The organism is Azospirillum oleiclasticum, assembly GCF_013423485.1.
Taxonomy (GTDB): Bacteria; Pseudomonadota; Alphaproteobacteria; order Azospirillales; family Azospirillaceae; genus Azospirillum; species Azospirillum oleiclasticum.
On sequence record NZ_JABFFR010000002.1, the window covers coordinates 136,005 to 150,724 of the forward strand.

At 70.5% G+C, this 14,720-nt stretch carries 11 protein-coding genes; 5 read left to right on the plus strand and 6 right to left on the minus strand.

Annotation, left to right across the window (positions count from 1 at the left end):
• The first annotated feature begins 265 nt into the window (after positions 1-265).
• From HL658_RS04865 to HL658_RS04885, 5 genes are all read left to right on the plus strand, one after another.
• Positions 266-826 (plus strand): GNAT family N-acetyltransferase, encoded by a 561-nt coding sequence (locus HL658_RS04865; protein ID WP_180280717.1) that lies wholly within the window; start codon positions 266-268, stop codon positions 824-826.
• 126 nt (positions 827-952) lie between these two features.
• Positions 953-1,336 (plus strand): hypothetical protein, encoded by a 384-nt coding sequence (locus tag HL658_RS04870; RefSeq protein ID WP_180280718.1) that lies wholly within the window; start codon positions 953-955, stop codon positions 1,334-1,336.
• Between the two features lie 107 nt (positions 1,337-1,443).
• On the plus strand, positions 1,444-5,607 hold the full coding sequence (locus HL658_RS37625) for a PAS-domain containing protein (protein WP_180280719.1): 4,164 nt from the start codon (positions 1,444-1,446) through the stop codon (positions 5,605-5,607).
• A 123-nt stretch (positions 5,608-5,730) separates the two neighbouring features.
• Complete coding sequence (locus HL658_RS04880; protein WP_180280720.1) at positions 5,731-6,135, plus strand: response regulator; 405 nt, start codon at positions 5,731-5,733, stop codon at positions 6,133-6,135.
• Positions 6,136-6,140: 5 nt separating this feature from the next.
• A complete protein-coding gene (locus HL658_RS04885) occupies positions 6,141-8,135 on the plus strand; it encodes a response regulator (protein ID WP_180280721.1) in 1,995 nt (664 codons plus the stop codon).
• A gap of 36 nt (positions 8,136-8,171) precedes the next feature.
• Here the strand turns inward: HL658_RS04885 and ggt are convergent, their stop codons facing one another.
• From ggt to HL658_RS04915, 6 genes are all read right to left on the minus strand, one after another.
• Entirely contained in the window at positions 8,172-9,929 is a 1,758-nt protein-coding gene (gene ggt / locus HL658_RS04890) for a gamma-glutamyltransferase (protein ID WP_180280722.1), read from the minus strand.
• A 101-nt stretch (positions 9,930-10,030) separates the two neighbouring features.
• A complete protein-coding gene (gene cowN, locus HL658_RS04895) occupies positions 10,031-10,327 on the minus strand; it encodes a N(2)-fixation sustaining protein CowN (RefSeq protein ID WP_180280723.1) in 297 nt (98 codons plus the stop codon).
• Positions 10,328-10,539: 212 nt separating this feature from the next.
• On the minus strand, positions 10,540-11,568 hold the full coding sequence (locus HL658_RS04900) for an acyltransferase family protein (RefSeq protein WP_180280724.1): 1,029 nt from the start codon (positions 11,566-11,568) through the stop codon (positions 10,540-10,542).
• 69 nt (positions 11,569-11,637) lie between these two features.
• Complete coding sequence (locus HL658_RS04905) at positions 11,638-12,324, minus strand: LytTR family transcriptional regulator DNA-binding domain-containing protein (RefSeq protein WP_180280725.1); 687 nt, start codon at positions 12,322-12,324, stop codon at positions 11,638-11,640.
• Positions 12,325-12,402: 78 nt separating this feature from the next.
• Positions 12,403-12,981, minus strand: coding sequence for a TlpA family protein disulfide reductase (locus tag HL658_RS04910; RefSeq protein ID WP_343055008.1), 579 nt, complete (start codon positions 12,979-12,981; stop codon positions 12,403-12,405).
• Between the two features lie 103 nt (positions 12,982-13,084).
• Entirely contained in the window at positions 13,085-14,554 is a 1,470-nt protein-coding gene (locus tag HL658_RS04915) for a methyl-accepting chemotaxis protein (RefSeq protein ID WP_246337316.1), read from the minus strand.
• Positions 14,555-14,720: the final 166 nt, after the last annotated feature.

Consider the following 14,720-nt stretch of genomic DNA (forward strand, 5'->3'; position numbering starts at 1 on the left):
TCGCGGCGCAGCATAGCCAGCGCGTCCACCCGCGCCAACAAGCATGAGGAACCGCCCGGTCATTCCCGCTGCTTGACCAATACGTCAATGCTGCATTGCAGCAAACGCTGTTCCGGCCTGGTTGCCGCTTCGCATGTTGCGGTGCACAATAACGCCATGACGGCCAATGGCCGCAAGAACAGGTGCGCGGATCCCGAAGGGCTCCGCGGTGACGGGTGGATGATCCAGGACGTGCGTCGGGACCAACGATGACGCGAGACCGACCATGCCCGTATTCCGCAAGCTGTTCCCCGCAGAGCGGGGCCATTACCGCGACCATCTTCTCCGGCTCGGTGTGTCCGACCGCTACGCCCGCTTTGCCGGCACGGTGGGCGATGCGGTCATCGATCGCCACGTGGCACGCATGGACTGGACCCGCACGACCGTGATCGCCGCGGTCGAGCGGGGGGCGATCGTCGGCGCTGTCGAGCTGTGCACGGATCGCACCGTCTGGCCGGACAACGCCGAGATCGCGATCAGCGTGGAGGCCGCCCACCAGAGCGGCGGCATCGGTTCCGTGCTGGTGCGGCGCGCGCTGACCGTGGCCCGCAACCGGTCGGTCGCACGGGTGCATCTGCTGTGTCTGGCCGAGAACCGCCGCATGCGCGCCATGATGCGGCGGCTCGGCGCCCGCCAGGAGGCGGATGGCGGCGAAGTGACGGCCATTGTCGAGCTGCCGCGCCCGAGCCAGTACTCGCTGGCGCTCGAAGCGCTGGAGGATGGTGCCGGCGCCGTCAACAGCCTGCTCGACCACATGCACGGCGGCCGTGCCCTGCGCGCCGCCTGAATTGGCGTTCTCCGCCGTCGGGCATAGGTCGTTTCCCCGGTCGGACCCCGCTTGAAGAGGTTCGATCGCGTAGCAAATTGTCAGTAAGGGATTGCGCAGCGAACGCTGCGGGGGTTGGAGGTACGAGTGATCAATCCGGTGATCACAGCCGCCGCCGGCTGGTCGGAGGCTGTCGAGGAGCGCGCGAAGCGCTTTCTGGACTACAGTGTCGGCACCGAGGGACCAGGTGTTCCGGTGACCGTCGCGACGCTGCTTGCGCGCTGCCAGTATGATCCGGTCGCCAGCGCACGATTCCTCATGCTGGTGCCACCGCTGACCGCCCAACGCGAGTTCGCGAAGACGGTGGCCGGCTTCCGCATCGATGGAGAGCCGTGCCCCGATCCGGCCGCGGTCGCGCGCGCCGCGCTCGCCCATGCCGGCCGCGCGGTGGCGATGGCGGACATCCATCCCGAACGGCGGTTGCTGGCCGGTGCCGTGTGCTTCCTGCTGCGGCTCGCGCGTCCGCGGTGAACCATAGGCTGCGCTGATAGGCTTGTCGCGCCATCCGCTGCGGGTTGCTACAGTCCCGCGCCGGAGCGGAACGGAGAAGCCTTGGAATGCGTGCCGGTGGTGTCGGCGTGACGGTTTTGCTTTCGGCCGGGATGGCCGCGGTAGCGGTGTTGTCCGGGCTGGCCATGGCGCTCGGCCTCGCCGCTGCCCGGCAGCTGGACATGGCGGGAACGGTGACCATGGCCGCCATGGCGGCTGCCGGTGCCGTGATCGTTGCCCTGGTTCTCGTCGTGGCGGTGGTCCGCGTCCAGCGCGGCATCGCTCTGCGCGCTGACCTTCTGGCCGCGGATGCCGCCGAAAGCCGGGATGCGCTGCGCCAGGTGACGCAGCGTCTGGAATCCCTGATCGACGGCTCCATCCAGGGGGTGGTGATCCATCGCGGGCTGGTTCCGCTGTACGCCAGCGACAGCTACGCCCGCATGCACGGTCTGGCCACCGGCCAGGATGTGGTGGCGCTGGGCAGCCTGCGCCCGCTGATCGCCACAGAAGCGCGCCCGCAGGCATGGAAGGCGCACATCCGCGCGCTGTGGGGGCGGACGGCCCAGCGGCCGGAGCGGCTGCGCGGCCGTCGGCGGAACGGCCGCCTGATCTGGCTGGAGACGGTGGACCATCGGGTGGACTGGCAGGACGGACCGGCGGTCCAGACCACGGTGGTGGATGTGAGCGCGCGCGTCGGCGCGGAAACCGCCGCGGTGGAGGTGACCTCCCAGCTCCGCTCCGCCATGGACGCGCTGGATTGCGGAGTCGTGCTGTTCGACCGCAACTGGAAGATCGAGCTGTTCAACCGCCGTTATCTGGAGCTGTGGAACCTCACCCCGTTCGACGTGCTGGACCACCCCACCATGCCGGAGCTGCTGCGCTTCGGCGCGCAGCGCGGCGACTTCCCCGGCGTCAAGCCGGACCAGTTCCTGCGGGAACGGGTGGAGCTTCTGAACGCCGGCCTTCCCTACACCTACGAGCGGCGCACCATCCTGGGGCGCGACGTGGAACTGCGCGCCACGCGCCGCGCCGACGGTGGTTGGGTGATCACCGTGACCGACGTGACCGACCTCAACCGCACGCTGATCGCGCTGAAGGAGAGCGAGGCGCGCTTCCGCGATCTGGTCGAGGGATCGCTCCAGGGCATCATCATCGTCCATGATTTCCGCGCCGTCTTCGCCAACCGGGCCTTCGCCGACATGGTGGGTTATCCGGACACGGCGTCCCTGTCCGACGGCTCGCTCATCGATCCGTTGATCCCGCAGGAGGATCGCGAACGGGTCATCCACCGGATGGCGGAGCTGGAATCCGGCCGCGCGTCGCCCGACCGTGCGCTCCGGCAACGGCTGGTGCGCCGCGACGGGCGCGTCATCACGGTCGATCTGTGCACGCGGCGCGTGGACTGGAAGGACAGTGCGGCGGTCCAGGTCACCTGCGTCGACATCACGCCGCAGGTGGAGGCGGAAGGGGCTGCCGCCGCGCGCGCGGCCCAGCTCCGCGCCGCCTTCGAGGCGATGCCCAACGGCGTGTGCATGTTCGATCGTGATTTTCGCATGGTGCTCCACAACGATCTGTACCGCCGCCTCTGGTCCTACCCGCAGGAACTCCTGGACCGTCGTCCCACCGTGCCGGAGCTGATGCGCTATTGCGCCGGCCGCGGCGACTTCGCCGGCCGTGACGTGGAGGCGGAGATCGCCGCCGTCCTGAAGGCGCTGCGTCGGGGCGAGGCCGTCGATACCGAACTGCAACTGGCGTCCGGCCCGGTGCTGGCGTTCCGCGGCTGCGGGCTGACCGACGGCGGCTATGTCTACAGCTACACCGACGTTACCGAGCGCCGGCGGGCGGAAGCGGAGCTGGAGAGCAACCGGCAGCGGCTGGACCTCGCCGTGCTCGCCACCCGTGCCGCGGTGTGGGACGAGAACCTGCGCGACGGCACCGTCTGGTGGTCGCCGGAGTACACGCGCATGCTGGGCTATGGCGCGGATGAACTCCAGCCGGCCATCGGTGTCTGGGAAAGCCTGCTGCATCCCGACGACCTGCCGGTGGTCACCGCCAAGGCGCAGCACTACCTCAGCGGCGGGACGGAGAACTACCACGCCACCTACCGCCTGCGCCGGAAGACGGGCGGTTGGGTCTGGGTCGAGGACTACGCACGCGTGCTGCGTGACGCGAACGGGCTGCCTGTGCGCTTCGCCGGCATCATGCTGGACGCCACCGAGCGGAAGGAGGCGGAAGAGAGGCTGCGGCAGGCGAAGGAGCAGGCGGAGCAGGCCGCGCGCGCCAAGTCGACGTTCCTCGCCACCATGAGCCACGAGATCCGCACGCCGATGAATGGCGTGCTCGGCATGCTGGAGGTGCTGGACCGCACGCCGCTCGACACCGAACAGCGCGACGTGCTCCGTGTCGTCCGCGAATCCGCATCGGGTCTGCTCACCATCCTCGACGACATCCTGGACTTCTCCAAGATCGAGGCCGGCCGGCTGGAGATCGAGCCGGTGGCCGTCAACCTCCGCGACCTGGTGGAAGGGGTGGCCGAACTCCTGGGCGCACGGGCGCGGGAGAAGGGGCTCGACCTCGTGTGCCGCCTCGATCTGGAGGGGCGGGAGCGGCGCTCGGTGGATCCGGTGCGGCTGCGGCAGATCCTGATCAACCTCGTCGGCAACGCGGTGAAGTTCACGGAGGCCGGCCATGTCGCCGTCGCCGTCACCAAGGGGGAGCAGGCCGGCACCGTCCGGATCCTGGTCGCCGACACCGGGCCGGGGCTGGACGCCGATCAGCGCGCGCGGCTGTTCCAGCCCTTCACCCAGGTCGATCCGTCCACCACCCGCCGGTACGGCGGCAGCGGCCTCGGCCTCTCGATCTGCCGGCGGCTGGTGGAACTGATGGGCGGCACCATCGCCGTGGACAGCGCCCCCGGGGCCGGGGCGGCGTTCCGCGTCGAGCTGCCGATGCCGCCCTGCGAAGGGACCGACGACGCGCCGGGCGGGCTTTTCGGGCTCTCCGTGTTGCTCATCGACGATTGCCCACCGGTGCTCGACGCGTTCGCCGACGCGCTGGAGCGGGCCGGGGCGGCGGTGGCCCGCTCGGCGGACGCGACCGACGGATTCGCGCGGCTGCGCCGGGCCCTGGCCGACGGACGGCCCTTCGACATCGTGGTGACGGATCACGCGCCGGGCGCCATCGACGGGCTCGGCCTGGCGGGGGCATTGAAGCGGATCCGCGGACTCGACCGGACGGGCGTGGTGATCGCCACCGTGCTGGAGGACGCCGGGCTTCTCGGCCGCGCCGACGAGGCGGGCACGGAGATCCTGCACAAGCCGGTGCGTGCGGGGCTGCTGCGCGGGGCCGTGGCGCGCGCCGCCGGGCGCATGACGCTGGAGGCGCTGCCCGACCATGCCGACGCTCGGGACGAGCGTTCCGGCGATCCGTCCGACAGCCGTTTCGTACCGCCGCCGGTGGAGGAGGCGAGGACGGCGGGGGCGCTGATCCTCGTGGCGGAGGACAACCCGACCAACCGCACCGTGGTGATGAAGCAGCTTGGCCAGCTCGGCTTCGCGGCGGAAACGGCCGAGGACGGGGCGCAGGCGCTGGATGCCGTGCGCACCGGTCGGTACGGCCTTCTGCTCACCGACTGTTTCATGCCCGAACTGGACGGCTACGAGCTCACCCGCCGGATCCGCGTGGGCGAGCGCGAGGGCGGGGGGCGTCTGCCGGTCGTGGCCCTCACCGCCAGCGCGCTCGCCGGCGAGGCGGAGCGCTGCCTGGCCGCCGGGATGGACGACTATCTGTCCAAGCCGGTGGCGATGGGCAGCCTGCACCGGGTGGTGGCGCGCTGGCTGCCGGCGGCACTCCCCCTGAGACGCCCGGCGGCAACGGCCTCCGAGTCGGTCCCCGCGGGCACCGCGGCGGTGGTCGGGGGGGGCGACGAGGTGCTCGACCTTGCCCATGTGCGGGAAATCTTCGGCTCCCTCGACGGGGCTGCCGAACTGCTGGGTTACTTCGTGGAAACCACGGAGCCCACGGTGGCTGAGGTGCTGGCCGCGGTGGCATCGGGCGACGCGGAGGAAGCGCGGCGGGCGGCCCACAGCGTCGCCGGAGCCGCCCGCACCGCGGGCGCCCTGGAGCTTGCCCGGCTGGCGTCCGCCATCGAGGTCGCCTCGGCGGCCGGCGATCTGACCGCGGCGGGGGCGATCGGCGCGTCGTTGCACGATGCGTTCGCACGTGTGCGCGAGAGGATTGCGAACGGACTGTAACTTCATCCGACGCGCGATCGGGCGTCCGTTCGCCTCCGGAGGAGTCGTGCACGTTGCCCGGGGCGCCGACTCCCTTTATTTGTGTCGGGTCAGTCGGGCGGATGCCTGTGGGGAGGCGCTGGGATGGAACAGAAGACCGTGGACTACGAGCAGTTCACCATCCTCGTCATCGAGGACCAGCCCTTCGTCCGGCGAACGATCATGCAGATCCTGACGCAGATCGGCTTCCGCCGGATCGCCGAGGCGGACAATGGCGAGACCGGGATGCAGGAGTGCATCCGCACCAACCCCGACATCATCGTCTGCGACATCGACATGAAACCGGTGTCCGGCCTGCAGTTTCTGGAGACGCTGCGCAACAGCTACGACGTGCGCAACAACCGCACCCCCGTGGTCTTCCTGACCAACCACACCGAATCCGAGATCGTGAAGAAGGCGATGTCGCTCGGCGTGAACGGGTTCGTGGTGAAGCCGCCCTCCGTCGGCGCTCTCAAGGAGCGGGTGGACCGCCTGCTGGGATCACGGTGAGCGCGATGCCGGCCATGACGGCGGTCGCCGCCGGGGATGCCGGCGCCGCGGCCCTCGCGGCACAGCTCGACACGGTGCTGGCCGCGGTCGGCCAGGGCGTCCTGGTCGTCGCACCCGACCGGCGCGTGCTGCGCATCAACGAGCCCTGCCGGGCGATCCTGCGGCTGCCGCCGGAGCTGGCGACCGCCGGCACGCCGGTCGCGGACATCGCCCGCTTCTGCGCGCAGCGCGGCGATTACGGTCCCGGCGATGCGGAGGAACAGGCGCGTGCGCTGATCGCCCTGTTCGACCTGAACGAACCGCAGAGCTACGACCGCTCGACCCCGGGCGGACCGGCCGTGACCGCGCGCAGCCTGCCGCTGCCCGATGGCGGTGTCGTCATCACCTACACCGACGAGACCGACTACCGGCACGCGGTGGACGACCTGCACACCGCCGCCGCAACGCTGGAGGAATCGGTCACCGACCATGCCGGCGACCTGGAGCGGCTGACCGCGGCCCTGGACGTCGCGAGGCACCGGGCGGCGGAGGCCACGCGCGTCAAGGCGCGCACGCTGGCCCTGATGAACCAGGAACTGCGCATCCCCGTCGGCGGCATCGTGGAGTCGGTGCGGGCGCTGCTGACCGCGCCGCTTGGACCGCAGGAGCAGTCGCACGTCTCCCGCATCCTCAATTCGGCGACGGCGCTGCGCCTCATCCTCGACGACCTCGGCGATCTGGCACGGCTGGAGGCGGACGAGATCACGCTGGAAGCGGCCCCCTTTTCGATCGAGACCGTGGTGGGCAGCGTGCTGTCCGCCATGGCGGAGCGGGCGGAGGAGACGGGGCTGCGCCTGACCGGCGCGGTCGACACCGTGGTGCCGGAGCTGGTGACCGGCGACGCGGCGTGGCTGCGCCACGTCCTGGCCGAGCTGGTGGCGCTGGCGCTGCGCGACACCGAACGGGGCACCATCGCCGTCACCGTGGAGCCCGGTCTGCTGCCGGGCATGGGCCTCGGCGTGCGGTTCGCGGTGGAAGGGGCGGGTCCGGAGGCGGTGGCGAGCCTGCGGACCTGGCTGTCGGACGGGCCGCTGCCCGATGACATCGCCCAGACCCGGCGCGCCGGTCTGCGCGGGCTGGGGCTGCACATCTGCCGCAGGATCGTCGCCCTGATGGGCGGGGAGATGGGGGCGTCGGACGCGGAGGAGCGTGGAACCCTGTGGTTCACGGCGGCTCTGCCCGCCTGTCCCCAGGTGTCCGCGGGACCCTGCGCCCGCTCCCGCTGCCTGAAGATCCTTGTGGTGGAGGACAACCCCGTCAACCAGCGCGTCAACACCTGGCTGCTCGAGCGCGAGGGGCATTGCGTGACCGTGGTGGGCGATGGCGCCCAGGCCGTGCGCGCCGCGTCGGACCACAGCTTCGACGCGGTGCTGATGGACCTGGATCTGCCGGGACTGGACGGGATCGCCGCGACGCGCCGCATCCGCGCGCTCGACGGGCCGGCCGGCGGCGTTCCCATCATCGCGATCACCGGCAGCGCCCTGCCCATGGACATCGAGCGCTGCCGCGAGGCGGGCATGAACGACCATCTGCCCAAGCCGGTCAACCCGGCGGCCCTGGTCCGCGCGCTCACTCGCCTGACCGCCGGTGACGGAACGGGGGGCGCCGCCTCCGCCGACGAGGTGATCGACGAGGTGGTGCTGGGTGCGCTGGAGGGGGTGATCGGCCGCCCGACCGTGGTCCGGCTCGTCGCGGAGTTCCTGGAGCGCGCCGACGCGATCGGCCCCGAACTGGCCGCCGCCAGGCGCCTTCTGGACATCGACGCGCTGGCCGGGCTGGCCGCCGAATTGAAGGGGGTCGCCGGCTCCGTCGGGCTGACCGGCGTGTTCGAGACCGCCCGGCTGCTCGACCGCCTCTGTCGCGAATGCCGCCGCGAGGAGGCGCTGGACACCGCCGTTCTGCTGGCCCGCCGGCTGGACCAGGGCTGCGGCCGGCTGCGCGCCCTGTGGGGGGCGGTGTAGGGCGCGGCTCCGGTCCCCGGCTCTCAGCCTGCGCCCTCAGTCTCCGATCGCCACGCCTTCACGCCGGGTGTCGGCACCGCCGATGTAGCCGTTGCCGGTGGCGACGATCGCCTGGATGCCGGAGGTCAGCTCCAGCACGCGCACAGGGTGGTTGCGTGCCTCCAGCCCGGCCTTCCAGCCCTCGGCCTCGGTGCGTTCCTCCAGCTCGGTCGGGCCGTTGCGGCTGCCGAAGTTCGGGAGGTCGATGGCGACCTGCGGGTCAAGACCCCAATCGAGGATGGCGACCAGCGTCTTCGTCACATAGTTGATGATGGCGCTGCCGCCGGGGGAGCCGACCACCGCGTGCAGGCCGCCGTCCTCCCGGAACACCAGCGTCGGGGCCATGGAGCTGCGCGGTCGCTTGCCGGGCTCCACCCGGTTTGCGACCGGCTTGCCGTCGGCCACGGGGGCGAAGCCGAAATCGGTCAGCTCGTTGTTCAGCAGGAAGCCGCGCACCATCAGCCGGGCGCCGAACCCATCCTCGATGGTGGTGGTCATGCTGACGGCATTACCCTTGGCGTCCACCACCGCAATGTGGCTGGTGCCGTTCTCGATCCCCTCGGACGCGCCGTAGACGCGCGTATCCTGATAGGGCGGGTTGCCCGGCTCCGCCTTCTGCATGGAGCGCTTCGGGTCGACAAGACGGGCGCGGCTGCGCACGTAGCGTGGATCGAGCAGCCCCTTCACCGGCACCTTCACGAAGTCGGGGTCGGCGAGATAGAGCGCTCGGTCGGCGAAGGCGAGGCGCCCGGCCTCGGCGAACCAGTGCACGGCGTCCAGCGAGCCGGGTCCCATCGATGCGAGGTCCACCGTCTCCAGCACGCCCAGCATCTGCTGCACGGCGATGGCGCCGGAGCTGGGCGGCCCCATGCCGCAGATGGTCCACACCCGGTAGCCGCCGCACACCGGCAGGCGCTCCTTGACCGCGTAGCCCTTCAGGTCATCCTCGGTCATGTCGCCGGGGTTGGTCGGGTGCCCGGCCACCGCCTTCACGATGTCGGCGGCGATCAGGCCGCTGTAGAAGGCGTCGGCTCCGCGCTCGGCCAGCGTCTTCAGCGTTGCCGCCAGCTCCGGATTTTTCAGCCGCACGCCGGGCGCCAGCGGACGGCCCTCGGCGTCGTAAAAGTAGGCGCGCGCCGCCGGGTCGGACTTCAGGTGCTTGTCCAGCGCGATCAGCCCGGCCAGCCGCGGGCTGACCGTGAAGCCGGTGTCGGCCAGCCGGATCGCCTTTTCGAACAGGCGCGGCCAGGGCAGGCTGCCGTGCTTCCGGTGGGCGAATTCCAGCAGGCGCACGGTCCCCGGCACCCCGACGGAACGCCCGCCGACCACCGCGTCGTAAAAGGGCATCGGCTTGCCGTTGGCGGCCAGGAAACGCTCCGGCTTCGCGGCGGCGGGTGCCGTCTCCCGTCCGTCGTAGGTGGTTGTGGTCTTGGTGGCTGCGTCATAATGCACCAGGAAGGCGCCGCCGCCGAGCCCGGAGGATTGCGGCTCCACCAGCGTCAGCACGAGTTGCACGGCGATCGCCGCGTCCACCGCGCTGCCACCGTTGCGCAGCACCTCGCGCCCGGCTTCCGCGGCAAGCGGGTTGGCGGCGGCGACCATGAAACGCGTCGCGCGCTCCACGTCGCGGGTGCCGCGGCCGGTCGCGGCCTCCGGCGGCACGATGTCGGTCTGCGCCCACGCCGGCGCGGCGGCCAGGAGGGCGAGCAGCCCGGCGCCGGCCAGGCGGCGCCAACGGTTCGCAAGCTCGGTCATCGGATCGGGAACTCCGCAGCGCTGGACAAGGGGACCGGCGATGGCCCTGCGCGACCATACGCCGCTGTCCGCCACCGGTTCCACAGCGCTTGCGGGTGTGGTCAGCAGCACTCGTCCTCGAGCTTGCGCAGCATGGCGAGCCCCACCTCGTCGCCCTGCTCCTCGAACAGCTCGTCGATGTAATAAACATGGGAGCAGGCGAGGCACAGCTCGTCCGCCTTGCGCGCCGTCGGGTCGTTCCCCGCCTCCGCGAGGCGCTGCTTGAAGCGTTCCCAGAAGGGGTTGGAGCGCGCAGGATCGGCGATGTGCATCAGCACCCGGTCGACCACGGCACGGGTGTTGGCGGTGCAGTCGATGCCCTGGAACGAGACGTAGCGGTCGGGAGCGGTGGTGTCCATGCCTTGGGGGTCTCCGGCTGGCGTTGCGGTTCGCCATCCTTGCCGACGTCGGCCGCTCCTCCGCAACCGCCCGTTCCGTGACAGGCCGTTGGCGTTCCCGAACGGCGGTGACGGCGCCCGAATGGACCCGAGACCCGCGTTCCGGAACCCGCCCGGCGGACTCCATCGCGGCCGATGCCGGGTCCGGCAGTCGGGACACACCGGTCCCGGTCTCAGCGCCGGGTCAGCAAGGGCGCCTCGATCCAGCGGTACGAGGCGGCACACACCAGCAGCACCGATGCCCAGGACAGCGCGACGAACGGCAACCCGTGGGGCATCACCTGCTCGAAGCCATGGAAGATCAGCGGGTGCACAAGATAGGCGCAATACGAGTACATTGCCGTCCGCGCGATCACCGTCTGAAGCAGGCCCTCCCCCGGACGCAGACGCATCAGGAGGACGAGAACGCAGCACCCGGTCATCGGCAGGATGCTGAACAGCAGCGTTTTGGCAAACCAGCCGGACATGTCGGCGAAGGCGAGCCCGTACAGCATGATCCCGGCCGCCGCCCCGGCGCCCATCAACACCGCCGGCCAACGCCGGCAATCCCGCCATTCCAGGTGAAGCCAAGCCAGAAGCACGCCCCACCCGATGGCGTCGAGACGCAGCGGCGTCACCTTGCGGTATGCGTCGTCCCAGACAAGCGCCGCATCGTAGAGCCAGAGGCGCAAGGCAAGCGGGATCAGGATCAGCAGCAGGATCCGGACGATCACCGAAGTGCGTGTCGCGCCCAGAAGCGAGACGGAGAACAGAAGGTAGAACCATTCCTCGATGGCGAGCGACCAGCTCACCCCGAACCATGACAGCAGCGGATCCCGCCACCAGCCCCATTGCAGGAACAGGGCGTAGTAGCCCAGGTTGGTCCACGCGCCGAGGGGCGGGCCGAACACCGCGGCAAGGGCAGCCACCGTGATGGCGTAGAGCGGGATCGTCCGCCGCCACCGCCGCATCATGAAGCTCGCCCAGGATGCCGGCCCGAACCCGTCGCGAACCCGCCGGATCAGGATCCCGCCGACCAGATAGCCGCTCAACACGAAGAAGAGCTCGACCCCCCACACGCCGAGATGAAAAAAGACCTCGTCGGGCAGCCCGAACGGCGGGCCGAGGCTCTGGTTGGAATGCGCAGCCAGAACGAAGACGATTGCCAGCGCCCGCATCGCGTCCAGTCCGGGCACATGTCCGGTCGGCGTGGTCTTTGTCATGGTCGGACGGCCGTCGGTCGGTGCAGGCGGGGAGCGGAAGCGGGAGGGTGTGGTGTAGGCAAATTTCCGCTAAAGCGCCAGTCGCCGCTTCAGCTCGTCGGTGCGGCTGCGGCTGACCGGCACGCGCGGCGCGCCCGGCGCCGCCATCACGAACAGTGTCCGGTCGCCCGTCCGCTCAACCGCTCCGGCGTGGCAGAGATTGACCAGATAGCCGCGGTGCACCCGCAGGAAGCGGGTAGGGTCGAGCCGCGCCTCCAACTCCGCCAGCGAAAGCGTGCACAGATGCGCGCCCGACGCCGTGTGGACGGCGGTGTAATGTCCGTCGGCCCGGACGAACAGCACGTCGGTCGGATCGACCAGCGCCACCCCCTGGCGCGTGGTGACGGGCAGCTTGACCAGCGGCGGCGGTGCGTCCACCTCGGGTGCCTCGGTCTGCCCGCTCGCCTCGATCAGCATGAGCGCGGTGCCATCGCCGCCGTCCAACGGCAGCCGCGTGGCCTTCACCACAAGCACCCGGCCGGGCAGGGCGACGATCATCGAACAGGCCTGCGCGCTGGCGTCCGCACGACCGGCGGCGGCCAGCAGGAACTCCACCTTGGCGCGGGTCTCCGGCGGGTGCAGGTCGAGCAGGGCGGTGCCGACCAGCCGCTCCGCCGGGCCCAGAAAGCGCTCCGCCGTCCGGTTCAGCGACCGTATCCGCCCGCCGGCATCGAGCAGCACAAGCCCGACGTCCATCCGCTGCAACCGGTACTCCATCGCCTCCATCCGCCGCCGCTCGCCGTTAGCGACTATAAAGGCGCGGGTGGGGGTTTGGCGAGGTGGCGGGGCGGATCGTTACACCCCGCCCATCCGCTTCCGCAGCTCCGCCACCATCGCCGGCCCGTCCCACTCCGCGGCGCCCTCGAATCGGGCGATCTCGCGGCCTTCGGCGTCGAGCAACAGGGTGGTGGGCAGGCCGCGCAGTTCCAGCGCTTGCATGGCCGCACCCGGCATGTCGAGCGCGATGGGCAGGCGGCTGAGGCCGGTCTTCTCCAGGAACGGCTTCACCTGATGCGCCCCGCCGCGATCGACCGACAGCGCGACCACCCCGAAGCCGGGGCCGCCAAGCTGTGTCTGCAGCCGCTCCAGAGCCGGCATCTCCTTGACGCAGGGCGCGCACCAAGTGGCCCAGACGTTGAGCAGCGTCATCCGGCCGCGCACGGCGTCCGCCGGCAACGGCGCGCCGTCGAGGTCGGTCCAGGCCAGCGCGGGCAGCGGCTTCGGCGGCGACACCTCCTTGAAGGCGCCGAGGGACACCACCGACGGCGACACCGGGGATGCCGGAACCGTCAGCAGCGCGCGCATGGCGTACCAGGTTCCGCCGAACAGCACGGCGCAGACGGCGGCGGCGATCGCCATGGTCCGGATGGTCACGGTTGTCCTCGTCCGACTCTGATCCCGACGGCGCCCGATTGGTCGGGCGCCGCGTTCAAGATCGCCACGACGGACGAGGTCTTCAAGCCCGGAGCTTCGCCGGTCAGCCCCTCTGCCCCGAAGCGCGGAGGTCGGTGGTCACGGCGCGGACGTTGTTGGACACGCCCTCGATGTCCTGCACCACCTTGCCGACGCTGGACGAGATCTCCCGCGTCGCCGTGTCCTGCTGCGCCACCGCCTGCGCAATGCCGCTGGAGATCGCCTGCACGTCGGTGATGATGGTGGCGATGCTGCGGATCGCCTCCACCGCGTTGCGCGCCTCCTGCTGGACCGAGGAGATCTGGGCGCTGATCTCGTCGGTCGCACGCCCGGTCTGCTGGGCGAGCGACTTCACTTCGTTGGCGACGACGGCGAATCCGCGCCCCGCCTCGCCGGCACGGGCCGCCTCGATGGTGGCGTTCAGGGCCAGCAGATTGGTCTGCGACGCGATGTCGTTGATCAGCTTGATGACCACGCCGATGCGGTCGGCCGCGGTCACCAGCGCCTGCACCGCCTCGTTGGTGCGTGTGGCCTGGTCCGACGCCTGTGAGGAGGAGGCCGCCGCCGTCGCGGCGCGGTTGCTGATCTCGGTGATCGAGGCGGACAGCTCCTCCGCCGCCGCGGCGACGGTCTGGGCGTTGCTGGTGGCGCGGTCGGCGTTCTGCGCCACGTTGGCGGTCAGCGAATCGGCGAGCCGTTCGATCGATCGCCGCCGCTCCGCTTCCGCCTCCGTCTGCCGCAGCTCCGCGTCCTTTTGTGCGTGCACGTCGATCAGCGAACCGCAGGCGCGCACCGGGCGGCCGTTGGCGTCGCGCGCTACCCCGCCGATCGCGCGGTACCAGCGGTAGGAGCTGTCCTTGGTGCGCAGCCGGTACATGACGTCGTAGCCGACGCGCCCCGTGCGGTCGTTCAGGCAGGCGCCGAAGGCGTCGAAGGTGCCCTTGACGTCGTCCGGATGAAGGCGGTCCGACCAGGACTGGACCACGTCGGGAAACTCCGCCGTGTCGCGGAAGCCGAGCAGCCGCCGGAACTCGTCCGACCAGCGCCACTGGCTCTGCGGGTGCATGGCGTCCTCGTTGTGGATCCTGGCGTCCCACAAACCGACGCCGGCGTTGCGGTCGAGCAGCGCCGACCGTTCGGCCTGATCGCGTTCCGCGTTCACATCGATCAGCGCACCGCAAGCCCGCTCGGCCCGCCCGGAGGCATCGCGCGCCACCCCGCCGATGGCGCGGAACCAGCGGTAGGAGCCGTCCTTCATCCGCAGCCTGTAGAGCACGTCGTATCCGGTCCGCCCCGTGCGGTCGTTGAGGCAGGCGGCGAAGGCGTCGGCGGTGTGCTGGGCATCCTCCGGATGCAAGCGGTCGGCCCAGGAGGAGACGACATCGGGAAATCCATTGCGATCGCCCTGTTCGAAGCCGACGAGCCGGCGGAACTCCTCCGACCAGCGCCACTGGCTCTGCGGGTGCATCGGGTCGCCGTTGTGGAGGACGGCATCCCATAGGCCGACGCCGGCGTACCGGCTGAGCAACGCCATTTCCTCGCCAGCGGAACTATCTTTCGCGCGCAATGACCTGTTTTTGCCAAAGATCATCAGGGCGTTCCTTCCTGTACACTGTATTCTTGTTTCGGCGAGCGGGCGCCGAGCGCAACGATGCTGCGCCTGATCTATCATGCGGTCCAGAAACTTTACGGAGACCTAA

Bases quoted from the DNA above. Each gene is read 5' to 3' on its own strand.
- ggt (WP_180280722.1), bottom strand. From the start codon at position 9,929: ATGACCGAGCTTGCGAACCGTTGGCGCCGCCTGGCCGGCGCCGGGCTG.
- HL658_RS04905 (WP_180280725.1), bottom strand. From the start codon at position 12,324: ATGGAGTACCGGTTGCAGCGGATGGACGTCGGGCTTGTGCTGCTCGAT.
- HL658_RS04915 (WP_246337316.1), bottom strand. From the start codon at position 14,554: ATGGCGTTGCTCAGCCGGTACGCCGGCGTCGGCCTATGGGATGCCGTC.
- HL658_RS04900 (WP_180280724.1), bottom strand. From the start codon at position 11,568: ATGACAAAGACCACGCCGACCGGACATGTGCCCGGACTGGACGCGATG.
- HL658_RS04865 (WP_180280717.1), top strand. From the start codon at position 266: ATGCCCGTATTCCGCAAGCTGTTCCCCGCAGAGCGGGGCCATTACCGC.
- cowN (WP_180280723.1), bottom strand. From the start codon at position 10,327: ATGGACACCACCGCTCCCGACCGCTACGTCTCGTTCCAGGGCATCGAC.
- HL658_RS04880 (WP_180280720.1), top strand. From the start codon at position 5,731: ATGGAACAGAAGACCGTGGACTACGAGCAGTTCACCATCCTCGTCATC.
- HL658_RS04885 (WP_180280721.1), top strand. From the start codon at position 6,141: ATGCCGGCCATGACGGCGGTCGCCGCCGGGGATGCCGGCGCCGCGGCC.